Raw genomic sequence first — 24,326 nt, forward strand, 5'->3', positions numbered from 1 at the left:
AAAGATCAACACGCCCTAGATAAAGTTATTGGGGTTAAATAATCTATTGTTCTCTTCATTTAGAATGTAAGCAAATTGATTACTATTTCAATAGCAGAAGTTATCCGAAACTTTAAGTGCTCTGAGGTTCGTAACAAGGTTTTGTCCAAAAATGAGTTGAACGAAGCCGCTCTGCGACTGTAACCCGACTATCAGCTAACCCTGTTAAAAGTCCGTCAATTTTAGCAAACCTTCATAATCACTGGCTCGAATCACTGAGTTGATTTTTCATATACGCCAGAAACGAAAAATGTCGCATCCATGCGACATTTCTCTTTTGGCGGCCAAACCAGTTTTGCTATATCCATTCTAGATTTCAATCCATTAGGAGATTATTCAGAATGTAATTATAAGACGCTGTTAATGTTGATTAGTTCCCTTTATGCGGCATTTTTTTTCGATTTATCTTCTAAGTCGAATCACGCAGCGATTAATTTCTTGGTGTAGTTGTTTTTCGGCGCATTGAAAATCTCTTCTGCAGACCCTTCTTCCATTACTTCGCCCTTCTGCATCACCAGTACGCGATCCGACAGTGCTTTCACTACCGAGAGATCGTGGCTGATGAACAGGAAGCCGATATTGTGCTTGGCTTGAATGTCTTTCAGCAGGTCAATCACGGTCAGTTGTACTGAGCGATCGAGTGCTGAAGTCGGTTCATCCAGCAAAATGAAAGAGGGCTCTAGAATCAGTGCGCGAGCAATCGCGATACGTTGTCTTTGCCCGCCAGAGAACTCATGTGGATAACGGTTTATTGAATTCGGCTCTAAGCGAACTTCAATCAATGCTTTGCGCGCTCTTTCTAAACGTTCTTGCTTGGATAGATGAGGTTGATGCACCGTTAAGCCTTCGGTGATGATTTCCCCAACTGTCATGCGTGGTGATAAAGAACCATAAGGATCTTGGAACACCATTTGGACATCTTTCTTGAGCTTGTGACGCTCTTTATCATTTAATAAGCTAACGTCTTGGCCTTTGTAAACAATACGTCCGGTACTCGGCAGCAAGCCGATTAATGCACGTCCAAGGGTTGATTTACCTGAACCAGATTCACCAACAATGCCTAGCGTTTCGCCTTGCTTAAGATTCAACGAAATGCCTTTTACGGCTTCGAAGTACTGGCTTTTACTCTTGATAAAGTGTGATTTCACCAAGAACTGAACTCGGATGTCGTCAGCACACAATAGTTCTGGGGCTGTCGCCTCAACAGGAACCTTAGCGCCTTTCGGAATCGAGTTAATGAGCATTCTTGTGTAATCATGTTTAGGACTATCGAACAAAGATTGAGTCATCCCTTCTTCTACGAGCTCACCTTTACACATCACTAGCACGCGGTCTGCAAAGTGTTTCACCACACCTAAGTCATGGGTGATGAACAAAATTGCCATGCCCATTTTGTTTTGGATTTCTTTGATAAGAGAAAGCACTTCCGCTTGTACGGTCACATCCAATGCGGTGGTGGGTTCGTCGGCAATCAAAATATCGGGCTCGTTGATCAAAGCCATCGCAATCATGATGCGCTGCAACTGACCGCCTGAAAACTCATGCGGATACTTGTTGTAAGCTTGTTCTGGCATTGGTAAATGCACAAGATTGAAGAGCTCTAGCACACGCTGTTTTGCTTTTGATTTCGATACATTGCGGTGACACATAATGGCTTCTTCCACTTGTGTGCCCACGCGAAGGTATGGGTTGAGAGAGGTCATCGGTTCCTGAAAGATCATGCCGATTCTATCGCCACGAATCGACTGCATTTCTCGTTCAGTCTTGCCAAGTATTGATTGCCCCTCAAATTCTATTTCAGATTGAGCATCAATGATGGCGTTATCAGGGAGCAAACGCATGAGTGCGTTAGAAGAGACTGATTTACCTGAACCTGATTCACCAACAATGGCCAAGGTTTCGCTGGATTTAAGGGTAAAGTTAACCTTTTTTACCGCATCAATGATTCCATCATTGGTTGTGAAGCTAACGGAGAGGTTATTGACTTTAAGAATGGCCCGGTCCGACATGATATATCCTTATCAATTTAAGACATTAGGTGAAGATTTCACTTCTGACGTGGTTTTAAGTTGCCCAAAATGGTGATGAGCACGTTGAATTTGTTCTAGTTTGAGCATCCAATACGAACTGCGCTGAGCGCTGCAAAAAGCGATCAGGTGATTGAGCAAACCTTCGCTCTGCTTTTCCAATAATCCAAAGGTACGTTGAATCAGCTCAGTGTTCTCCAGAGAGATAAATTGCATCAGAGCGTAAGATTGATTCAAGGTATCGAAGGCTTGTTGGTGCTGACCTAATCGGTTGAGTATCTCTGATTGAGCGACGCTCGCGTCTCTTAACCCGGCAAGCAAGCAGGCAAATTGGCAAGGCTTGATATCGCTTTGGTATGCTGCATCTTGGATGTGGTGAGGAAGTGAGGTTAGAACATCACCATATAGGCGCTGTGCTTCAGGCCAGTGACCTTGTTCCATTAACTGTTCAGCTTTTAGGTAGTGCATCCAGCATCGTTCAATTTCCATATCCACATCCTCAATTTATAATATCCGTAAATGTTAATGATATTTGTTATCAATTGCAAATTAAAATCATTCACATGTTAAGTTGGTGAATTAAATGACGAGCTATTCCTAAAAACGGCTTAAATTGTGTGTTATTTGTTCAGTTGAACAGCTGTGTAGCGTAAGTCACTAAATTTGTAGGAAATTACATCTACACTGATTTTATCTACACCCAAGTAATGAAGGACTAAGGAGGCGGCGATGGCGATGCAAAGACTCAATACAGAACAGCTGTATCAGGTAGCGGATTTAGACAAGCTACCATGTAAGTCGACCAAAGAACTGGCTCCAATTGACGAAATCGTCGGGCAGGAACGGGCACAAAAAGCCGTTGAGTTCGCGATGTCAATCAAGGAAAAGGGTTACAACATTTATGCGATAGGGCGAAATGGTCTGGGTAAACGCACCATGATCTTGCGCTATCTGAACCGTCACCCTCAAGAAGTGCAGGAGCTTTTTGATTGGTGTTATATCGCGAACTTTGAAGATATTCGTACACCTAAGGTACTGAAATTGCCGCGTGGCGTTGGCAGCAGCTTAAAGCAAGATATTGAAAAATTGATGCGTAAACTGCTGAAAGGTATGCCTCTAGCGTTTGATAACGAGATGTACTTTAGCCGTGCTGACAGGCTTAAAAACCAATTAGCAGCTAAGCAACAAGCCGCGTTAGAAAGCATTAGCCAAGAAGCGAAAGACAAGGGCATTAACCTGACGATCACCACTCAGGGTGATTACCAGTTTGTGGCAATGAATGGCGATGATCTTCATACCGAAGAGAGCTTTGATCTGCTTTCGCCGGAAGAGCAAGATCAATTCGATAAAACCATTGATGGATTGGAAGTCGGCCTACGAACCATCTCTCGTGAACTGACGGAACTTGAAGAGACGTACACTGAGAAAATTCAAAAGCTGAATGATGATACGGCGCGAGATGTGATCACGCACTTCATCAAGCAATTGAAGAAGGATTACAGCCAATATCCAGACATCAAAAAGTACCTAACGGCACTGCGTAAAGACATTGTCGACAACGCTGACATCTTCTTAGAAGAGAGCACGGAGCAAGCAGAAGTTGCAACGGCCTCTTTGGATAAGAAAATGCCGCGTCGCTACAAGGTTAATGTGATTGTGAGCCAAAAGGAGGAGACTCTGCCGATCGTGGTGGAAGAGAATCCAAATTATCACTCTCTGTTTGGCTATGTAGAAACGGCGACGTTCAAGGGTACTGTCTTTACTGACTTCTCATTGATTCGCGCAGGTAGCTTACACAGAGCCAACGGTGGCGTATTACTGATGGATGCGGTGAAGGTACTTGAGCAGCCGTACGTTTGGGAAGGCTTGAAACGAGCACTGCGTTCACGTCAATTGAGCTTCACTTCATTAGAAAAAGAGGTGACCTTAACGGGGGCGGTATCGCTTGATCCAGAACCGATTCCATTGGATGTTAAGATCATCCTGTTTGGCGATTACCGAACTTACCAATTGCTGCAACACTACGATGCAGAGTTTGGTGAACTGTTCCGTGTAACGGCCGATTTTGAAGATGAGATGAAGCGTACTCCCGATTCTGAAATGCATTACGCGCGCTTTATTTCGAGCATCGTGCACGACAACAACATGCTGCATTGTGACCGTAAAGCGATCGCTCGCATCATTGAGCACAGCTCTCGTCAGGCGGGTGACCAAGGTAAATTGTCTCTGCACTCTGCTCACATTGCTAATCTGCTTCGTGAATCAAACTACGTGGCGAGAGGCTCAAAATCGAACCTGATTCGTGCAACGCACGTTGACCAAGCGTTATCTAACCAACAGATGCGTGTCGGACGACTGCAAGACAGCGTGATGGAAACCTTCACTAACGGCACAACGCTAATCCATGTTGATGGTCAAGCGGTTGGGCAAGTGAATGCGCTGTCTGTACTCAGCACGACGGATCATATGTTTGGTGCGCCGAACCGAATCACGGCAACCACCGCTTACGGTGATGGTGAAGTGATTGATATTGAAAGAAACGTAGACCTAGGTGGCAGCATTCACTCAAAAGGCGTGATGATCTTGTCGGCTTACCTTTCTTCCGTATTTGGCAAGACAGCCAAAGTCCCGCTCACCACTAACATCACCTTCGAACAATCGTATGGTGGCGTCGATGGTGACAGTGCGAGTATGGCTGAGTTCTGTGCGGTGGTGTCAGCGTTTTCTAAGCAGCCAAACCGTCAAGACATCGCGATTACAGGCTCGATGAACCAGTTTGGTGAGTCTCAGCCTATTGGTGGTGTGAACGAGAAAATTGAAGGTTTCTTTGATGTGTGTGAAATCAAAGGGCGTTCAAACGAACAAGGGGTGATCATCCCGCGTTCAAATGTTCACAACCTGATGCTGCGTAGCGATATCGTGAAAGCGGTTGAAAAGGGCGAGTTTAATATCTGGGCGATTGACCATGTAACAGAGGCGATTGAGCTGTTCACAGGCAAAGCCGCTGGTGAAGCAAGTGATGAGGGTAGCTATCCAATTGATACTATCTTTGGTATCGCCCAAGCTAAACTGAACGCACTGCGCAAATAGTTTGAATATCTAGATACACAGTTTAATAGCTAAGCTAAATAGATAGATAAACAAACAGATAAACAGCCAAAACGCAAAAGCCATCGATTCTAGAGTCGATGGCTTTTTTGTTGGTTGAGGTTTAGTTTGCCAGTGAACTAATTGTAGTTGGTCAGCTTGCTGTATTCGGTGAAAGTCGCGTGTTAAAAGGCGTTACCCATTTCGTAAGCAAAGCTTGGTGCCATCGAACTTCAGTTTTGCCAACAAGTGTTTGGCGTTAGCTCGGCCAATATCATCAAATTCGACACCGTATCGAGCGTAGTGTGTCGATTTCTGTAGATTGCAGACGATGCCTCGCAATGGCGGAATCAGTGGTCCGTTGTAGTTCTCAGGGGTTATCTCAATAGACACGCGATCGGCAATCTGAATCGCACGAGAGGTTGGTGAGGTAACGAAACGACAACCACTTTTCGATAAATCTCGTATCTCACAGTTTGCTCGCTGGTCGTTGAAGATGATTCTTGAAGCCAGATTCACTTCATAGCGTGTTTCTTTACGTAGCTGTGTCACTTGCATCGTGCTTGGTGTAGACAGCACTAGAATAGGGAAGGGTTCACCAATTTTATGGTGAATTTGGCTTCTAAAGTGGATAAGCGCGCCTTCACCTCGTAGAGAATACGCACGAGCGGTCATCCAAAAACCTTCTTGAAAGAAAAAGTTCAGATCTTCATTGGATACCTCGGGAACCTCAACCACAATACAGTTATCACTGTGCGTACCGATAAACTTGGTGGTGGCGAGAAACTTCGTGCCAACGGGAGTCGAGACATTTAATGTCAGCTCACTGCCGTGCTCAATCATGGCCAGTGCATCAGTGCTATTGATAGTGGAAACGGTGCGATTACGAGGGTCTTGAAGTGCCTGATTATGCTCCAAAGGCTTCTTCAGGGGTGCGTTCATTATATGTTCTCCATGCGCCAACATGCGTCTGTTAGTTATACTGGTAACTTGCTAACAAGGGGTTATTACGTGCTAGATTTAGTGGACGTACTCACATAGATTTATAGAGTGCCTTTTATCATTTCTGATTTTATATTAAGCCGATTGCACTGAATTATTTGCTGTGTTTGTAAGTACTTAGTTTTATTTATATGCACTTGCGCTAGTCTATTACAAGGAACTCATACTTCAAACTTTTATTGTTTGTCGTATCAATTATTTGCAGGAGTTGAGAATGCAGGCAGTAAAATGGGATCAAGAAGTGAACCAGATCACGGTAGAGTTAGAACCCAACCAGTTCGCGGTCGTTAAGTATCAAAAGGACGGAGATGTACTACATATCACGTCGACACGCATTCCTGATGAACTGCAAGGTAAGGGCTTTGGTAAGGTGATGATGGAGTCGGTATTACCTGAAATTGAACAGGCGGGCTTCAAAATTGTGCCGGTTTGTAGCTATGTGGTTCACTACATGAATAGGCAGCCACAGTGGTCACATCTTCTATCCGAAAAAGCATAGCAACGAGTTATATGTCTCAATCAATACCGTCAAACAATCTTGCTCAATCACAAGTGAGTACGAGTCCAAACCAACCTGAGCTTTATCAAAAAATTGCGACCTTACTGGGTTGCCATCAAGGGTTTGATATCCAAGTTATTCAACGCCTATGGGGCGGGTATGGCGAGCTAGTTCGCTTAGTCTTTGATAAAGATAATAGCGGCTCGATGAACAACGCCTCAGTAAACAGTGTGATCGTTAAGCATGTCGCACTGCCAGATAAAGCCGAACACCCCAAAGGCTGGAACACCAAATTATCTCATCAGCGAAAGGTGCACTCTTACCAAGTTGAGACGGCTTGGTATCAGTCGTTCACTCAGCAATGGGATGAGCGTTGCCCTGTGCCTGTTGGGCTGCAATGTGAACTAGAAGAGAATGAGTGGCTGATTGTGATGCAAGACTTAGCGGATATAGGTTTTCCGTTAACCTCTCATTTTGATGTTCTTGCTGCTTCTGACTATCAGGCACCTAGTTACACACGAGAAGAGCAAAAACAACGCGATGCTTGCCTTAAATGGCTCGCTAACTTTCACGCAAAGCATATCAATATCAATCAAGAGCAGTTGTCATCATTGTGGCAAGTCGGTACTTATTGGCATCTAGATACACGTCCTGATGAGCTCAATGCCTTGGCTGATTTACCATTGAAGAACCAAGCCAAGCACATCGACCGTTTACTAAAAGAATGTCCATATCAAACCTTAGTCCATGGCGATGCCAAGCTCGCCAATTTTTGTTTTGATTCTGAAAGCGAGCGCGCGGCTGCGGTCGATTTCCAATATGTGGGCCATGGTTGTGCGATGAAAGATGTCGCTTTGTTCATGAGTAGTGCGGTGAGGCCGCAAGACTGCGCTGAACTTGAGCCACAGGTACTGGATATTTACTTCCGACACTTGAAAGAGGCATTGGCGTACTATCAGCCACAGCTTTCGTTCTATGAAGTCGAATCCGCTTGGCGACCAATGTTCTATGTCGCATGGGCCGACTTCCAACGTTTCGTAAAAGGCTGGAGCCCAGAGCATTGGAAGATTAACCCGTATACTGAGCAGTTGACCTTACGAGTGCTTACTCAATTAGACGAACAGGAGTCCGTCAATGTTCGATAGAACTGCGAGCTGGAAAACGCCGCAAAACTTTTTATTACTGATTTCGATTGTTGTCCCTATCGCGTTTTCGAGCTGGATGGCACTGCTTAATAACTTCGTGATTGAAAAAGCGAACTTTGATGGTGCGGATATTGGTTTACTGCAAAGTGTTCGTGAAATACCTGGTTTCTTAGCGTTTACCGTAGTGTTTGTGCTGGCCTTCATACGTGAACAACGCTTTATGTTGATATCGCTAGCGATGCTCACTGTAGGCACCGCGATTACGGGTCTGTTCCCTTCACTCACTGGTCTGTTGCTGACTACGATTTTGATGTCGACGGGCTTCCACTATTTTGAAACGCTGAAGCAGTCTTTGTCACTACAATGGTTGAGTAAAGAAGAAGCACCAGAGATGTTAGGTAAGATGATCTCCGTTGGCGCGTTGGCATCTTTAATCACTTATGGCTCTATTTGGGTGATGTTAGAGCAACTCAAACTCGACTTTGCTTGGGTGTATGGCATCACTGGCGGAATTGGTTTTGTTTTAGTTTTGGTGATGACCTTTGGTTTCCCTGAATTTCAGACTAAGACCCAACAAAATAAGAAACTGGTATTGAGAAAGCGTTACTGGCTCTACTACGCGCTAACGTTTATGAGTGGTGCAAGAAGACAAATCTTCACCGTGTTTGCAGGCTTTCTGATGGTAGAGAAATTCGGTTACTCGGCAGCTGACATAACGCTATTGTTCTTAATCAACTACCTATTTAACTTCTTGTTCGCAAAACGTATTGGTCGATTTATTGGTGTGGTGGGTGAGCGTAAGGCGCTGATTTTCGAGTATGTCGGTTTGATTGGTGTATTTGTCGGTTATGGCTTAGTGCAAAACGCAGAGTGGGCGGCAGCACTTTACGTGGTCGATCATTTGTTCTTTGCATTGGCACTAGCGATCAAAACTTACTTTCAGAAAATTGCAGATCCGGCTGACATGGCATCAACCGCTGGTGTCTCTTTCACCATCAATCATATTGCAGCGGTCGTTATTCCAGTGGTGTTTGGTGTGATTTGGTTGTCTTCTCCTGCAACGGTTTTCTATATTGGTGCAGTGATGGCCGTGGTTTCTCTAGCGCTATCTTTAAACATTCCGAAGAAACCTGAAGAGGGCAACGAAGTGCGAATGTTTAGCTGGCGCTAATGTTGGTCTCGATATTATGAAATAAGCAAAAAGCTCCAATAGTGATATTGGAGCTTTTTGTTTATGTGGGATATGTATATCTAATCCGCAAAATAGGTTTCACGCGGATCAGTTTCTTACGGTTTTTAATTCGGTACGCAGCTTGAAAATTCCCTTTGGTGCCTTGGTGAGTAAAATGCCGCAAAGTAGGGGGATCATCATAAACAATGATTGTTCAGACAGAACTTCACCGTTGACGTAACAAGATATTAGCAGCGCTACTACCGGGAAAATCAAAAAGCAGATAGACGCTTGGAAAGGGGTCGAAACCTGCCCTAATTTGAAGTAAGCCACAATGCCGCCAACACTCGCGACAAAGCCTAGGTAAACCACGGCTGAGATTGAATCCTCAGTGAAGGATTCAACATTCACGTTTTCACCTACAGCTGAAACAGCGAATAAGAATAAAGCAGCAATCAGGCTCGGTACGGCGTTGTAGGTCAGTACTTCAATACCTTTGCAGTGCTTTTGAACCAGCACATACATAACTGCGTGAATCGCAACAGCAAGGCCTAAGCAAACCGTGCCAATTAGGTAGTCATCGCCACCCATCTGCATTTCGTTGCCAAGGATTAAACATAGGCTCACAACAGCAGCGATCAACCCGAATATCTGGTGCTTCGCTAGTCGTAGACCTAAGAATAAGCCAGACATCAACATCACAGCCACAGGCATGTTGGCGAAGATGATCGACGCTAAACCTGAAGAGATGTATTGCTCGCCATAGATCATCAACGTAAACGGAATCGCGAAATACATCAACGCAACAATAAGCAGCCATTGGCGCTTACCTTTAGGGAACAGCAGTGGTTGGTTGAAGACTTTCGCCAATACTGCAAGCAGAGGTGCTGCAAGTAAAAAGCGCAACGCAGTAGCAAAAATAGGTGGGATAGAATGCAATGCTACTTCCATAGCGAACCAAGTGGTTCCCCAAATTAAGCAAACAGAGACAAAAAGCAAAATAGTTAGCGACTTCGAATTCATGGTGACTACTCATTAATAATTATTTTAAATCATAGGCTTGTAGCGCCTTAATGACGTGGCACAGTATAGAAAGGTAGTCGGAGAAAAGTTTTGTCTTTTTATCTCTAATTTGAGTTTTTTGTGGAAATTAAATCTCTAGTATGATTATTTTATAGAAAATAAATTCGATTTAGATAGTTAAAGTAAAGTCATTGTTCTTTGTGAGGTTTAATTTAACTTAAGGAATGGTCAACTCAACGAGTATGGCTGTTGGGTTATTGCTGTTAGCGTAGCAACAAAAAACGCGCCCTCAATGAGGCGCGTTTTTGAACAATACGTTTAAGAGGCTGCGTCTACTGCGTAACAGGCTTGACTTGTTTGGATTGTCTTACCGCAAGGATAAGTTGTGGTAGCAGTGACATCACTATCATGCCGGTCATTAGTGAGTATTGTACTGCAGTGAATGATTCACCCATCAACACCATACCGGTCACGATGCCAGCTACTGGGTTTGCGATGCCACCGAAGGTGAAATCAACCACCGACATACGCTGTAGCAACCACACATACATGCCGTAACCCAGCGCTGTGTTTAGCCCAATAACCCATACGAGTCCCATAGCATTACGAGTATCGAAATGAGTGACAGCGTTAATATAAGGCTGCGGATCGATGAATGCATGAACGCCAGACGCGACAGACAAAATCGTACCGCCCAGAATCAGTTGCCATGTTAATACCTTCCACCAGTGCATGCGGTTACCCAGTGACTTGGTAATGCTGCTGCCGATGACAATACACATTATTGCGGCAAACATTGCGCCTAAACCGATTGGGTTCAGAGCAATTTGGCTTGGGTTAAACAGTATCCACGCTAAGGTGATCAAGCCAATACCCGAAAGGGCTTGAATCAGATGCGGGCGCTGTTTTTTCACTACCCAGTGGAAGATCATCGCGAACACCGGCACGGAGATCATGCCCACGCCAGAGATTGCCGAAGGCAGCGTTAGCGCCATCACGAAGATCAAGCCAAAGAAGGTCGCGATATTGATAAGGCCCAGTGTGAAAATGATTTGCCACTCGCCTTTTTTAGGCAGTGTTGGTTTTACTGCTAGCAATAACAAACCAGCAGGTAACGCACGCAAAGCACCCAATAATAATGGTGGCCACTCCTGTAGCGTAAATTGCGTCACTGCATAGGTTGTTCCCCAAAAGAACGCGGGGATCATTGCTAATAATATGTTCATTTAAAATATCTTTACGTTAAGATAACTATTGTGTGAACTGTATACTGAGAACTAGTGGTTGTAAAGTATCTTTATGTTAAACTAGTTTGAAGTAATCAGACTAACAACGGAGCGAGATTGCAAATGGATGCTATCGACCGCGTAGTAGAGCAATGGGCAAAGGAAAAGCCCGAACTAGATACTGAGCCTATGGCAATGATGGGTCGGATTATGCGTATTGCCAAGTATATGGAGACGCAAGTTGCCGAGCTTCATAAAAAATACGACATGAAGCTGGGTGAGTTTGATGTGCTGGCGACGTTGCGACGTTCTGGGAAGCCTTACCGACTGACGCCATCTGAACTGATTGGATCCATGATGCTGACATCTGGCGCGATGACCAATCGCCTTGATAAGCTAGAAGCCAAAGGGCTGATCAGTCGTGAACACAGCAAAGAAGACAGACGCAGCGTGAGTGTCCAGTTAACTAAAGATGGTCTTATTCTGATTGACCAAATGATGACTGAACATGTCGAAATGCAGAAAAAACTGGTTAAATCATTGTCTGCGAGTCAGAAGAAGAACACCAACCAACTTCTGAAAACATGGTTGAGCGCGTACGAGTAGTTTTTCTGATCTTCCTTTAGATTCAATAAAAAACCGAAGCCTAATCGCTTCGGTTTTTTTGTTCCTGTCTAAGAATTTCAAGTACAGAGAGTTAGCGAGTTAAGCTTGCAGCATCTCATCACTGAACAGTTCTGCGCAGCCAATACCATTAATGGCGCAGCTTTCATCAATGTCTGAAATGTCACCGCTCACGCCGATAGCACCCAATACCGTTTTATCCTTGTCTCGAATCAGTAGCCCCCCAGGAACTGGCACCATGTTTCCGTGCGCGAGCACGTTTACGGCGGAGATAAATGCTGGTCGGTTGTCAGCATCTTGGGCGAGTTTTCTAGAGGAACAACCCAGTGCGAGTGCCCCCCACGCTTTAGCGATCGCGATGTCTGGTCGCATCATGCTAGAGCCGTCTTGACGTTGCAGAGAAATCAGCTTGCCACCGCTGTCTAAGACGGCGACCGTCAAAGGTTCTGTGTGGATCTTGTTTCCTGCTTTTAAGGTGCCATCAATGATGGTTAACGCTTGTTGTAGAGTCAAACTTCCCATGTTATCTCCTAGTTTTTCAAGGGGCCGTGTACCAAGCTAAGTCAGCCAATCATTACGCTTGTTGTGAATATCATCGACTGATTCAGCTCGGTACAAGAGTCCTAACTGGACTCTTGTAATAGCCCATAGCTGGGTAAAGTTAGGAAGGCAGCGAACTCTTTGGCTGTAGAAAGTTGATAGAAAAGATCAGCTGTCTCTTCAAATCGACCTGCTGTATAGCGCGAGTCTCCGACTTCATGTTTTATCGTGTCTAGCTCTTGGTAAAGCCAAGAGTGGAATAGTGATTTGGTAAAGGTTTGGCCATCATCGAGTGTTACCCCGTGGTGGATCCACTGCCAGATATTGGCTCTTGAGATCTCAGCAGTCGCGGCATCTTCCATGAGGCCGTAGATAGGCACACAGCCGTAGCCTTGAATCCAAGCTTCGATGTAATACAGCGCGATGCGTATATTCTTACGTACTCCTACTTCGTCGCGACTGCCCTCACAAGGCTTTAGCAACGAGTCTGCATTGATCACATGCTCTGGGCTTTGAAAATCCATTTGGTTTACTTTGCCATCTAAGTGCTTATCAAAGATCGACATTGCCAAATCAACCAGTGCAGGGTGCGCGACCCATGTGCCGTCGTGTCCGTTCTGAGATTCTCTTTGCTTATCTTCGATAACCTTGGCGGTTACACGCGCCATTTCTTGCGGATCTTTCGCTGGAATAAAGGCCGACATACCACCCATCGCCAGTGCGCCGCGAGCATGACAAGTACGCACCAACAGTTGGCTATAGGCATTTAGAAACTCTTGATCCATGCCGATCCCGTGGCGGTCAGGCAGGATGCGGTCTTTATGGTTTTTCAGCGTTTTGATGTAGCTGAAGATGTAATCCCAACGGCCACAGTTCATTGCCACGATATGATCACGCATTGCGTACAAGATCTCTTCCATTTGGAATACGGCTGGAAGCGTCTCAATCAAAACCGTCGCACGAATGGTGCCTTTGGGTACGTGGAAATAGTTTTCGGTGAAGCTGAAAATATCGTCCCACCACTGTGCTTCTTCCATGCTCTCAAGCTTGGGAATGTAGTAGTAAACCCCTAAACCTTGTTGTGCTCGTGATTGATAGTTATGGAAAAAGTACAAGGCGAAGTCCATCAAGCAACCGCCGATAGGCTGATTGTTGAATTGGATGGATTGCTCAGGAAGATGGATCCCTCGTGGGCGTGCGATCAGCAGTGCAGGATCGTCGTTTAATTGGTAACGCTTCTGCTTCTTCTCATCGAAGTAGCTAATGGTGCCAAGGTTGGCGTCTCTTAGGTTGATTTGCCCTTCGACCATATTGGCCCAAGTCGGGGAAGACGCATCTTCAAAACAACACATGAAGACTTTCGCGCCTGAGTTTAGCGCGTTGATCACCATTTTTCTTTCGATAGGGCCGGTGATCTCTACGCGGCGATCCAGTAGCTCTGGTGGCGGTGTTGCTACCTTCCACTCTTTATTCTGACGAATGGAGATGGTGTCCTTTCTGAAATTGGGTAACTCGCCGTTGTCATATTGAGCTTGTTTTATGTCGCGGTCATTTAGCAGGGTATGACGGCGATCTCCAAACTTATTAACAAGGGCTTCTAAGAACTTTAATGCATCTTTAGACAAGATCTCTTTGTACTCGGAGTTGTCCATCTTCCCAAGTACCTGCATACACAGCACATCTTTTCTCTCTTTCACGTCATTCATCATTGCTTGTCTCCTTTACACAATATGATGTCATTTTGTATACAAAATTCTCTTTTTAAGGATATTTATATGGTAGAAATTGTAAACAAGCAAACGTTATTTAACATTTATTTATCATTTGATCTTTTTGTAATTTATTTTCACGTAAAGATATTTTATGTAAAGCAATGAATTGTAAGCTTTTCAGGGTAAGTGCGTACTTAATGTGATGGGTTGATGTAACAAGATTGTTTCATTCTGGGGTTGATAAATAGCGAGGATGGCTCATAGTATACAAAAGTTATGTTAATTGTATACAATCTGAACTGGAGGTTCGAATGGCAATTATGAAAGCGATTGAAGCAGCGGTAGAAGTGCTTAAACGTGAAGGTGTAGACATCGTATTTGGTGTTCCCGGCGCAGCAATAAACCCTATGTATGCGGCTATGAAAAAACTCGGAGGAATCGACCACGTCTTAGCTCGCCACGTAGAGGGTGCATCGCATATGGCTGAAGGGTACACACGTACCAATCAAGACAATATCGGTGTGTGTATTGGTACTTCTGGCCCTGCGGGAACGGACATGATCACGGGTCTTTATTCTGCGTCTGCTGATTCGATTCCAATTCTATGTATCACAGGCCAAGCGCCCCGTGCTCGTCTTCATAAAGAAGATTTCCAAGCGGTCGACATTGAATCTATCGCTAAACCAGTCACTAAATGGGCAACCACGGTGCTGGAACCTGCACAAGTGCCACGCGCATTTCAAAAAGCCTTTCATTTGATGCGTTCGGGTCGCCCGGGGCCAATCCTGATAGATCTACCGATTGATGTTCAGCTGGCTGAGATTGAGTTTGATATCGATACCTATGAACCGCTAGAACCTTACAAACCGCAAGCAACTCGCGCGCAGGTTGAGAAAGCATTAACCATGATGTCTCAATCGGAGAAACCGCTGATTGTATCGGGCGGTGGCGTGATTAATGCTGGTGCGTCTGAATTGTTGCAACAGTTTGCCGAGATCACTGGAGTTCCTGTGATTCCAACCTTGATGGGTTGGGGCTCGATCCCAGATGATCATGAATTAATGGCAGGCATGGTAGGGCTACAAACGTCTCACCGTTACGGCAACGAAACCATGCTCAACTCTGACTTTGTGTTTGGTGTCGGTAACCGATGGGCTAACCGTCATACCGGTTCTGTGGATGTTTACACTGAAGGCCGCAAGTTCGTACATGTGGACATTGAACCGACTCAAATCGGCCGCGTGTTCTGCCCAGATTTAGGCATTGTCTCTGATGCGAAAGCAGCACTAGAGCTAATGGTCGAAGTGGCGCAAGAGTGGCGTGATGCAGGCAAGCTGCCGAACCGAAACGCTTGGGCAAGTGAGTGTCAGGAACGCAAATCGACCATGCTGCGTAAAACCAATTTCGATGAAGCGCCGATGAAACCGATGCGCGTTTATGAAGAGATGAACAAGGCATTTGGTCGTGACACTTGTTATGTGAGCACCATTGGTTTGTCGCAAATCGCCGCCGCTCAGTTCCTGCATGTTTATAAGCCTCGTAACTGGATCAACTGTGGTCAGGCTGGCCCGCTAGGTTGGACAACACCCGCCGCATTGGGCGTACGAGCGGCCGATCCAAATCGCGATATTGTCGCTATCTCTGGTGATTACGATTTCCAATTCATGATTGAAGAACTGGCAGTAGGCGCGCAGTTCAACTTGCCATACATTCATGTGTTGGTGAACAACTCATACTTAGGTTTGATTCGCCAAGCGCAGCGCCAATTTGATATCGATTATTGTGTACAACTGGCGTTTGATAACCAGAACGCGCCAGAGCTTGAAGGCTACGGTGTTGACCATGTTGCCGTTGTTGAAGGCCTAGGCTGTAAGGCGATTCGAGTTCGTGAACCAGAGCAAATTGCCGCTGCGTTTGAGCAAGCAAAAGAGCTGATGAACAAGCATAAAGTACCGGTTGTTGTTGAGCTGGTTCTTGAGCGAGTAACCAACATTGCGATGGGCGTTGAGATCAATGCCATCAACGAGTTTGAGCCACTTGCCGAAAGTCGCGGCGATGCCCCAACGGCGCTAGCGTACAAGTAATCATTAAGTCATGTGTATCCGTAGAGCACAGGTTTAGCTCTACGGAAAAGCCTCCAATAGAGCGAGGCTCCACTACAAATAACCAGATTTTCAAAAATAAAGAATAAGGACAGAGTCATGGCAAAATTTGCAGCAAACTTGTCAATGTTATTCACGGAAGTTGATTTTATGGATCGCTTTGAAGCTGCCGCAGAAGCGGGCTTTCAAGGTGTGGAATACCTTTTCCCTTACGCCTTTGATGCTAAGGAAATCAAAGCAAAGCTCGACGCTAATAACCTAGAGCAAGTGCTATTTAACTTGCCTGCGGGTGATTGGGATTCTGGCGATCGTGGTATCGCGGTAGACCCAGCGCGAGTTGAAGAGTTTCAAGCGGGTGTACCTAAAGCCATCGCTTACGCAAAAGCGCTCGGTTGTACCCAAGTGAATTGCTTGGCTGGGATTGTTCCGCAAGGTGTGACCCAACAAGACGCGCAATCGGCGTTTGTGATTAACCTGCATTACGCGGCGAACGCACTCGCAGCAGAAGGCATCAGCTTAGTGATAGAAGCAATCAATACTCGCGATATTCCGGGCTTCTTCTTGAACACGACTGAGCAAGCCAAAGCGATCCTCAAAGAGGTAGGGAGCGATAACCTTTCTATCCAATACGATATTTATCACATGCAAATTATGGAAGGCGATCTTACGCCGACCATGCAGCAAAACATTGGCCAAATCGCACACGTTCAACTGGCTGACAACCCAGGTCGACACGAACCGGGGACCGGAGAAATCAATTACCCATTCGTGCTCAATTATCTTGATGAGCTTGGTTATCAAGGCTGGGTTGGCTGCGAATACAAGCCGAAAACAACAACGACAGAAGGCCTTGGTTGGCTACACCAGTACCGTTAATTGCGTCTGGTAACCCTCAAACGTTAAGGAGAACAACATGTCTAAAATTGCATTTATCGGAACTGGCATCATGGGGAAACCTATGGCGAGTAACCTTCAAAAAGCAGGTCACGATTTGATTCTGTCGGATCACTTTAATGCAGCACCTGCCGATCTTGTGGCAGCAGGAGCAACGGTTTGCCATTCACCCGCAGAAGCGGCAGAGGCGGCGGATGTCATTATCTTAATGGTGCCGAATACACCACAAGTTGAAGATGTCCTGTTTGGTGACAACGGCGTCGAGCAAGGCCTCACAGCAGGTGGCGCAACGGGTAAGCTAGTTATCGATATGAGTTCAATCTCGCCAATCGCGACCAAAGCCATTGCCGCTCGGATCAACGAAGGCGGTGCTTCATACCTTGATGCTCCGGTATCAGGTGGCGAAGTAGGCGCTATCAATGCAGCGCTGACTATCATGGTGGGCGGTGAGCAAGACGCCTTTGATAAAGCCCGTCCGCTATTTGAAATCATGGGTAAGAACATCACGCTGGTGGGTGATAACGGTGCAGGTCAAACGTGTAAAGTGGCTAACCAGATCATCGTTGCTCTGAATATCGAAGCCGTGTCTGAAGCGTTAGTTTTTGCTTCGAAAGCCGGTGCCGATCCAGCACGCGTACGTCAGGCTCTATTGGGTGGCTTTGCTAACTCTAAGATATTGGAAGTACACGGCGAGCGCATGGTTGAAGGCACCTTTGACCCTGGCTTTAGAATCTCACTTCACCAGAAAGATCTGAACTTAGCGCTAACGGGCGCACAAGAATTAGGTGTTGCACTACCGAATACGGCGAATGCTCAGGAGTTGTTTGGCGAGTGTGCCGAAATGGGCGGTGAAGGTTGGGACCACTCTGCGCTTATCCAAGCGATTGAGAAACGCTCTGACCACTCGATTCGCTAATTAATTAAGGCTGCTATCGATTCGTAGCCCAACAGTTTGTTTATAAATCGCGTAGTTTCGTCTCCTTTTATACGCGTTCCTGATACGAGGCAGAGGTTGAAGTTGTTCCTTTCCAACTTGATCTTAGCAGGCACCCTTTGGCCTTGTATCGGGGTTCTTTTTTTCTCCGTCAACTAAGGAGTGGCTGATGGACATTGATGCTAAGCAGTTTCTACAAACCCTTTTCTCAAGTGCTGTTAATCAGGCGCTACCTAAAAATCACATCGAACCTTTTCTTCCTCAAGACATTTTTTATCGCTCTGCTAATCAAGCCGGGCGTACTGTGGTGATAGGAGCAGGAAAAGCAGCCGCGTCGATGGCCGCAGAGCTTGAAGCGGTTTGGCAGGCAAAGAAACAGCAAGATCTCGCACTGCGTGATCTTGAAGGCTTAGTGGTGACTCGTTATGAGCACACCGCACCTTGCGAACACATTGAGGTGATTGAAGCGGCGCATCCAGTACCAGATGCGATGGGCTTAGAGGTAAGCCAACGTATGCTGCAATTGGTGAGTGGTTTGAGTGCTGACGACACGGTTATTTGCCTACTGTCAGGCGGTGGCTCTGCTTTGCTAAGTTTGCCCGGTGGTGACATCAGCCTAGCAGAGAAGCAACAAATCAATAAGGCGTTGCTTAAATCAGGCGCTGCCATTGATGAGATGAACTGTGTTCGCAAGCATTTATCTTCGATTAAAGGTGGGCGACTAGCAAAGGCTGCTTACCCAGCAAGAGTCGTATCTTTGGCGATTTCAGATGTGCCGGGCGATGACATTAGTGTGATTGCCTCTGGCCCAACCGTACCCGACACCACCACGCGTTTTGATGCGATGGCAATTTTAGAGCGTTACCAAATAGAAACACCACGCACGGCATTTGAATGGTTAAATAATCCAGAGTCAGAAACCGTAAAGCCAGATGACGTATGTTGGAAAAATGCAGAGCACCATATTATCGCGACCCCGATGTCGGCATTGGAATCCGCTGCAGCAGAAGCTGAAGGCTTAGGCATTCCGGCTTATGTGTTGAGTGATTGCATAGAGGGAGAAGCGCGAGATGTTGCGAAGGTGCACGCTGCGTTGGCTAAGCAAGTGGCCAATCACAAGCACCCATTTGAGGCGCCTTGCGTGATACTTTCCGGTGGCGAAACCACAGTAACCGTTAAAGGCAATGGTCGCGGTGGGCGTAACTGTGAGTTCTTGTTGAGCCTATATAACGAGCTTAAAGGCCAAGACAACATATTTGCATTGGCTGCTGATACCGACGGGATTGATGGCGTGGAAGACAATGCGGGCGCATGGATCACGCCTCAAACATGGCAACAAGGTTCGAGCCTGTCGCTTAAAGCGCAAGACTACCTCGATGCCAACAACAGCTACGATTTCTTCAAGCAAGTCGATGTGCTTCTTACCACGGGGCCGACGCTGACAAATGTGAATGACTTCCGCGCAATATTGATTCTTTAACTTGAACAGTTCAAAAACACGGTATGGAATGGTCGCTTCTTAACAAATAGAGCGGCCATTTTATTGTTATCAATGCGGTGACCTTGAGTTCTGAGATTATCTTCTGGACTAATGAAGCACGTTGATTACTATGATTTTAGTAACGAGCTGTAAAGGATGCAATATGTCTAGGATCAGACAAAAGAATCAAGATTTAATCATCGAAGTCGCGTGTGAACAATTCGCCACTCATGGTTATGCTGCAACAAAAATGGCCGATATCGCGAAAGCGGCCGACATTCCCAAGCCTAACGTATTCTATTATTTCAGCTCAAAAGATAAGCTCTACAACGCTGTGCTTGAAACCGTCACTCAGCCTTTACTAGAAGCGTCTCGTCCGATTGAAGAGCTCAGCGATCCTGTTGAAGCCTTGTCTCAATATATTCAAACCAAGCTGATCATTTCTCGCGATCATCCACATGCCTCTAAGGTATTTGCCAATGAAGTGATGTCTGGCGCTAAAGTATTGCCGAAAGAGATTGGTGACGAGCTGTATAAGCAATCCCAGATGATTCTTGATAAGTTCTCGACATGGTCGGCGCAGGGCCTAATGGACGATGTTCCCGCTCATCACCTGATGTTTACCATCTGGGCGGCAACTCAAACCTACGCCGATTTTGGCTGGCAGATTTGCAGCGTGATGCAGAAGGACCAACTCGATGATAAAGACTATGCCGATGCCGCTGAGTTCATCACTCAGCTAGTGATTAAAGGCTGTGGTGTGAAAGGGAGCACTTGAAAGCTGGAGAGTCTTGCTGAGAGTTGCTTTAAGCTTGCTCTTCAGGAAATTGAAATGCCTTATCGTAGAATAAGGCATTTTTTACGCTTGTATTTTAGCTGTATGAGGCTTAGCCAACTAACAAGAAGAAGAGAGCTGTTGCGACAATACCTATCAATGCGTAGGGGAATTGAGTGGTTGCGTGTTGCATTGAGGTACACCCGGAACCTTGAGCTGACAATACCGTTGAGTCACTAAAGAAACATGAGTGACTGCCCGCTGCTGATGCCGAAAGCAGAGCCGCAATAGTTAAATGTAGAGGTACGCCAAGTTGTTCGCCTAGAGGCAATACGATTGGCATAGCAACTGCAAAAGTTCCCCAAGAAGATGCGGTAGCAAACACCAATGCACCGGTGATCATAAAGATAATTGCTGGGAAGTAAGACGCCGATAGATAAGGGCTTACTGTCTCGATGACATATTGTGTCACTCCTAGAGAATCATTCACAGACTTCAGCATGAATCCACCAATCACCGTTGCCAATGGCAGCAGCATAACTTTGATTCCGTCGTAGACAGCTTCAAACATATCATTCATTGAGATTAGACGTTGAACACCATAGAAGCAGATAGTAAAGATAATTGCGACAAATACGCCTGCTAATAGATCAATACCGAAGTACCAGCTTGCACCAACTAACACCACCATAGGCAATAGGAAGTTGATTAATCCCATCGTTGGGTTGGTGTGCGCTGTAATATCTGCGCCAAAGTCGATGTCTGTTGCACCGTCAGGACGTACTTGACCTTTCTTCGCTCGTTCCTCAGCCTGCTTCATTGCGCCTAAATCCGGCATCTTTTCTAACGCAACGAGAAGGACGATTATCAGCGTAACCCAGCCATAAGCCATGTATGGAATCGCTTCAATATATGCTTTGATACCCTCACCAGCTTCAGCCACTCCATTCGCTTCAAGCAGTGAGCTAAAGAAAATAGCCCATGTTGATATTGGCACCAGAATACAAATCGGCGCAGCGGTGGAATCGACTAGATAAGATAGTTTTTCACGGGAGATGTTGTATCCGTCAGTAATCTTCTTCATCGATGATGAGATAGCGATCGCGTTCAGATAGTCATCAATAAAGATCATGATGCCGAGGAAAAAGGTCATCAGCATAGATTGTTTACGGCTCTTAACCTTTGTGACCAACATATCTGAAAAGCTTAAAATACTGCCGCCTTTTTCGAGAATTGCGATTAATCCCCCCATCAGTCCGCAAACTAGAACGATCCATGCAATGGTTTCGTTCATCATTACATCCATCGATATGCCGACAATTTGCTCAACGGCTTGCGCAGGATTGAGTAGTAGTACACCAGCGATGGTACCACTAAAAAGCGCCTCTACGGTGCGGTGTGTAGTTAGGGCGAATACCAAAACAAGTGCGGTAGGGAGAAGGCTCATCCATCCATAGGCCTCTCCTTCTTGGTGGTTCAATCCAATTGATGTGAAGAAAATGAAAGTCGCGACAACCAATAGAGATACCATGATGTGTTGACTGTTGATCTTCAGCGGCGCGTCCAACGCCTTAGTTTGCGTAGTCATACGTGTAGTTCCTTTGTTTATGCTGAGTGCAACATCCAGTCGATTTCTAATGGAGTGATGGCGCGTTCAAACTCCGCCAGTTCACTTCGTTTACAAGCTAAATATAGATCGACAAACTCTTTAGAGATGTACGGGGTCAGCTCACTGCGTTCTAGCTGATCGAGAGCTTCAGACATACGCAGAGGTAAGTCTATTGCATCATCACTGAGGGAGTTAGGACATTGGTCTTTGGTATAGTTTTCACTCGCTAATACTGCGGATAGTACTACTGCAGCGAGAATGTAAGGGTTAACGTCAGCTCCCGCAATGCGGTGTTCAATTCGGCGATTGTTGCTGTCGCTGATAGGAACACGCAGTGCGACACCACGATGGTTCTCGCCCCAGTCTGCTTTCGTTGGCACGTAAGCTCCTGGAACAAAGCGGCGGTAAGAGTTAACGTTAGGGCAAATCAAGGCCATGGAATCGGATGTTTGAGCAAGCATCGCGGCCATGGTTTGATAAAAGAGATTACTGGGTTCACCATCTTGTTGGCTGAAGTGGTTATTGTCGTTGGAATCCACCAAGCTAAGGTGGATGTGCATACCGTTACCAGCTTGCTCACTAAATGGCTTAGCCATGAAGGTAGCATCGAAATCATGTTGATTAGCAATTTGACGAATTAGGCGTTTGACGATGATGATTTCATCACACACTCGTAGTACATCTTTAGAGTGGTTGAAGTTAATTTCGAATTGTCCTGGGGCGGATTCAGATAGTGCCCCCGAAGTATTTAACCCTTGTTCTTGAGCGACTTTGTTAAGATCGGCCAAAAAGTCTGCGTAATCATCCAAACCATCTAAGTCATAGACTTCGGTATCTTTTTCTCGTGATTTTTTGTTTGGGTTGATGGCTGTTTGTAGTGCTCCCATCTCACCCCGCTTCCTGTCTATTAAGTAAAACTCTAGCTCTAAGGCAACACATGGATGTTGATCTTTGGTGTGTAACTTTTCGAGAATTTCACTGACGATATTACGAATAAAGAGCGGGTTTGGGGTGTGGGCTGACTCATCCATCATACTCAACATTATTTGGCCCACTTGCTCTTTAGCGGTAGGCATCAATGTATCCGCAATTGGGAAACACATGTTGTCTGGTTCTCCCAATTCTTCACCTAACCCTGCTGTTTCAACCACATTACCTTTGGTATCTAAAGTAATTGTCGAGAGGGGAAGAGCTACTCCTTTATGCAGCTTGTGTAGTGCACTTACTGGGATGCGCTTGCCTCTTGGTGTGGCATTGATGTCGGTAAAAATCAGATCAACAAACTCGATGTTGGGCCATTTTTGTCGAAAATTTTTAACTTCCTGTAGATACGATTCCATTGTGTTCTCCAACTAGCCTCTATTTGGTAAATTAAAAGTAATAAAAAAGAAACAAGTCAATTGTACTAATTAGACTAAAGTCTAGTTTTAAAGGTTATTTCCTTTTAATACATAAGCTTGCGTTGATTACTTTGAAATTTACAATTTTATTGAAAGATGTTTCTGTTAACTATTTTGTAACAGTTGATTGTGTTTTGCTCAATATAATGTCCAAAATTAGTCGTTTTTTTGACCAAAAAGGTGGGTTTGGTCACGCTTTGGTCATAATATCGAACATCGGTGTTGATAATTTTGTACATGATTTGTAGTGTAAGTGTTAAATAAATCGAGCACGGAAGTAACATGTCTAGAACAAGCAAACCCATTATTGGAATTGTTAGTTGCGCTAAAGAATTGGGTGGCTATCAAATACAGGCAGTGAATAATTTTTACCTCACGGCTGTGAAAGACTTTGGTGGGTTGCCACTGATATTGGCTCCGGATATGGCAAGTGAAGACGTTGAGCGTCTTCTTAACATCTGCGACGGTTTTTTATTTCCGGGGAGTCACTCAAATGTGGCACCACATCATTACAACGGCACTCATGAAGAGTCTAAGAAAGATGAAGCTCGAGATGAGCTTTCCTTTACTTTGATTCGTCAAGCGATAGACAAAGACATTCCGTGTTTTGGTGTTTGCCGTGGATTTCAAGAGATGAATGTTGCTCTGGGAGGCTCACTGAACCCAGCAGTTCATGATTCAGGTTTCAACGACCATAGAGAGAGTGAGGTCGAAGACTTTGAGGAAAAGTACGCTCCATCACACGCGGTGTTGGTGCAAAAACAAAGTTTGTTTGAGAAATGGCTGACTGAAAATCATTGGGAAAACACTATCTTTTTTGAGGTTAATACTCTTCATAACCAAGGGGTTGACCAATTAGCTCCCCAACTGACTGTGGAAGCTAAAGCACCGGATGGTTTAGTGGAAGCGTTTAGTCTTCCAGGGCAAAAATTCTTTGTTGGCGTGCAGTGGCACCCAGAATGGAAAGCAAAAACGAATCATTTCTCTCAAATTTTGTTTAAAGAATTTATGATGGCGGCCTCTCTATAAGTTAGGAG

The 24,326-nt window shown here is 45.4% G+C and carries 20 protein-coding genes; 11 read left to right on the plus strand and 9 right to left on the minus strand.

What is annotated here, in order from left to right:
- Positions 1-458: 458 nt before the first annotated feature.
- Together AB4274_RS16250 and AB4274_RS16255 are read right to left on the minus strand one after the other, a co-directional pair.
- Complete coding sequence (locus tag AB4274_RS16250; protein WP_372112625.1) at positions 459-2,048, minus strand: ABC transporter ATP-binding protein; 1,590 nt, start codon at positions 2,046-2,048, stop codon at positions 459-461.
- 12 nt (positions 2,049-2,060) lie between these two features.
- On the minus strand, positions 2,061-2,555 hold the full coding sequence (locus tag AB4274_RS16255; protein WP_372112626.1) for a hypothetical protein: 495 nt from the start codon (positions 2,553-2,555) through the stop codon (positions 2,061-2,063).
- 240 nt (positions 2,556-2,795) lie between these two features.
- On the opposite strand from AB4274_RS16255, the gene AB4274_RS16260 reads away from it, so the two are divergent.
- A complete protein-coding gene (locus AB4274_RS16260) occupies positions 2,796-5,156 on the plus strand; it encodes a Lon protease family protein (RefSeq protein ID WP_017061577.1) in 2,361 nt (786 codons plus the stop codon).
- Between the two features lie 192 nt (positions 5,157-5,348).
- On the opposite strand, the gene AB4274_RS16265 is transcribed toward AB4274_RS16260, so the two are convergent.
- The gene (locus AB4274_RS16265) at positions 5,349-6,095 is read right to left on the minus strand and encodes a flagellar brake protein (protein ID WP_017065025.1); all 747 of its coding nucleotides are present in this window, start codon (positions 6,093-6,095) and stop codon (positions 5,349-5,351) included.
- Between the two features lie 274 nt (positions 6,096-6,369).
- Between AB4274_RS16265 and AB4274_RS16270 the strand changes: the two genes are divergently transcribed.
- Genes AB4274_RS16270 through AB4274_RS16280 form a run of 3 tightly spaced genes read left to right on the plus strand, consistent with a single transcriptional unit; the run spans position 6,370 to position 8,970 of the window.
- Complete coding sequence (locus AB4274_RS16270) at positions 6,370-6,654, plus strand: GNAT family N-acetyltransferase (protein WP_102397885.1); 285 nt, start codon at positions 6,370-6,372, stop codon at positions 6,652-6,654.
- An 11-nt stretch (positions 6,655-6,665) separates the two neighbouring features.
- On the plus strand, positions 6,666-7,799 hold the full coding sequence (locus AB4274_RS16275; RefSeq protein ID WP_372090749.1) for a phosphotransferase: 1,134 nt from the start codon (positions 6,666-6,668) through the stop codon (positions 7,797-7,799).
- Complete coding sequence (locus AB4274_RS16280; protein ID WP_010432674.1) at positions 7,789-8,970, plus strand: MFS transporter; 1,182 nt, start codon at positions 7,789-7,791, stop codon at positions 8,968-8,970. The genes AB4274_RS16275 and AB4274_RS16280 overlap by 11 nt, the downstream gene beginning before the upstream one ends.
- Positions 8,971-9,078: 108 nt before the next feature.
- Here AB4274_RS16280 and AB4274_RS16285 read toward each other — a convergent pair whose 3' ends face one another.
- Positions 9,079-9,993 (minus strand): DMT family transporter, encoded by a 915-nt coding sequence (locus AB4274_RS16285; RefSeq protein ID WP_017071268.1) that lies wholly within the window; start codon positions 9,991-9,993, stop codon positions 9,079-9,081.
- A gap of 332 nt (positions 9,994-10,325) precedes the next feature.
- Positions 10,326-11,219 (minus strand): DMT family transporter, encoded by an 894-nt coding sequence (locus AB4274_RS16290; RefSeq protein ID WP_017067653.1) that lies wholly within the window; start codon positions 11,217-11,219, stop codon positions 10,326-10,328.
- A 123-nt stretch (positions 11,220-11,342) separates the two neighbouring features.
- Between AB4274_RS16290 and AB4274_RS16295 the strand changes: the two genes are divergently transcribed.
- Positions 11,343-11,825 (plus strand): MarR family winged helix-turn-helix transcriptional regulator, encoded by a 483-nt coding sequence (locus AB4274_RS16295; RefSeq protein WP_017061583.1) that lies wholly within the window; start codon positions 11,343-11,345, stop codon positions 11,823-11,825.
- A gap of 99 nt (positions 11,826-11,924) precedes the next feature.
- Here AB4274_RS16295 and AB4274_RS16300 read toward each other — a convergent pair whose 3' ends face one another.
- A complete protein-coding gene (locus AB4274_RS16300) occupies positions 11,925-12,365 on the minus strand; it encodes a heme-binding protein (protein WP_008220964.1) in 441 nt (146 codons plus the stop codon).
- Positions 12,366-12,466: 101 nt separating this feature from the next.
- A complete protein-coding gene (aceB, locus tag AB4274_RS16305) occupies positions 12,467-14,092 on the minus strand; it encodes a malate synthase A (RefSeq protein WP_372112627.1) in 1,626 nt (541 codons plus the stop codon).
- 314 nt (positions 14,093-14,406) lie between these two features.
- Here aceB and gcl point away from each other — a divergent pair, with 314 nt between their 5' ends.
- The 5 genes from gcl (at position 14,407) to AB4274_RS16330 (ending at position 20,283) form a co-directional block, all read left to right on the plus strand.
- Positions 14,407-16,179, plus strand: coding sequence for a glyoxylate carboligase (gcl, locus tag AB4274_RS16310; protein WP_372112629.1), 1,773 nt, complete (start codon positions 14,407-14,409; stop codon positions 16,177-16,179).
- A 117-nt stretch (positions 16,180-16,296) separates the two neighbouring features.
- Positions 16,297-17,073, plus strand: a complete 777-nt coding sequence (gene hyi / locus AB4274_RS16315) for a hydroxypyruvate isomerase (protein WP_151408119.1) — start codon at positions 16,297-16,299, stop codon at positions 17,071-17,073.
- Positions 17,074-17,110: 37 nt separating this feature from the next.
- A complete protein-coding gene (locus tag AB4274_RS16320) occupies positions 17,111-18,007 on the plus strand; it encodes a 2-hydroxy-3-oxopropionate reductase (protein ID WP_372112630.1) in 897 nt (298 codons plus the stop codon).
- A gap of 187 nt (positions 18,008-18,194) precedes the next feature.
- The gene (locus tag AB4274_RS16325) at positions 18,195-19,505 is read left to right on the plus strand and encodes a glycerate kinase (RefSeq protein WP_372082943.1); all 1,311 of its coding nucleotides are present in this window, start codon (positions 18,195-18,197) and stop codon (positions 19,503-19,505) included.
- A gap of 163 nt (positions 19,506-19,668) precedes the next feature.
- Positions 19,669-20,283 (plus strand): TetR/AcrR family transcriptional regulator, encoded by a 615-nt coding sequence (locus AB4274_RS16330; RefSeq protein ID WP_065584813.1) that lies wholly within the window; start codon positions 19,669-19,671, stop codon positions 20,281-20,283.
- Positions 20,284-20,392: 109 nt separating this feature from the next.
- Here AB4274_RS16330 and AB4274_RS16335 read toward each other — a convergent pair whose 3' ends face one another.
- The gene (locus tag AB4274_RS16335; RefSeq protein ID WP_017067343.1) at positions 20,393-21,868 is read right to left on the minus strand and encodes a Na+/H+ antiporter NhaC family protein; all 1,476 of its coding nucleotides are present in this window, start codon (positions 21,866-21,868) and stop codon (positions 20,393-20,395) included.
- A 17-nt stretch (positions 21,869-21,885) separates the two neighbouring features.
- Positions 21,886-23,229 (minus strand): glutamine synthetase family protein, encoded by a 1,344-nt coding sequence (locus AB4274_RS16340; protein WP_017065013.1) that lies wholly within the window; start codon positions 23,227-23,229, stop codon positions 21,886-21,888.
- A 342-nt stretch (positions 23,230-23,571) separates the two neighbouring features.
- Between AB4274_RS16340 and AB4274_RS16345 the strand changes: the two genes are divergently transcribed.
- On the plus strand, positions 23,572-24,318 hold the full coding sequence (locus tag AB4274_RS16345) for a gamma-glutamyl-gamma-aminobutyrate hydrolase family protein (protein WP_017065012.1): 747 nt from the start codon (positions 23,572-23,574) through the stop codon (positions 24,316-24,318).
- Positions 24,319-24,326: the final 8 nt, after the last annotated feature.

Origin of the sequence: Vibrio sp. 10N.261.55.A10 (genome assembly GCF_041470825.1) — a bacterium.
Classification (GTDB): Bacteria; Pseudomonadota; Gammaproteobacteria; order Enterobacterales; family Vibrionaceae; genus Vibrio; species Vibrio crassostreae_C.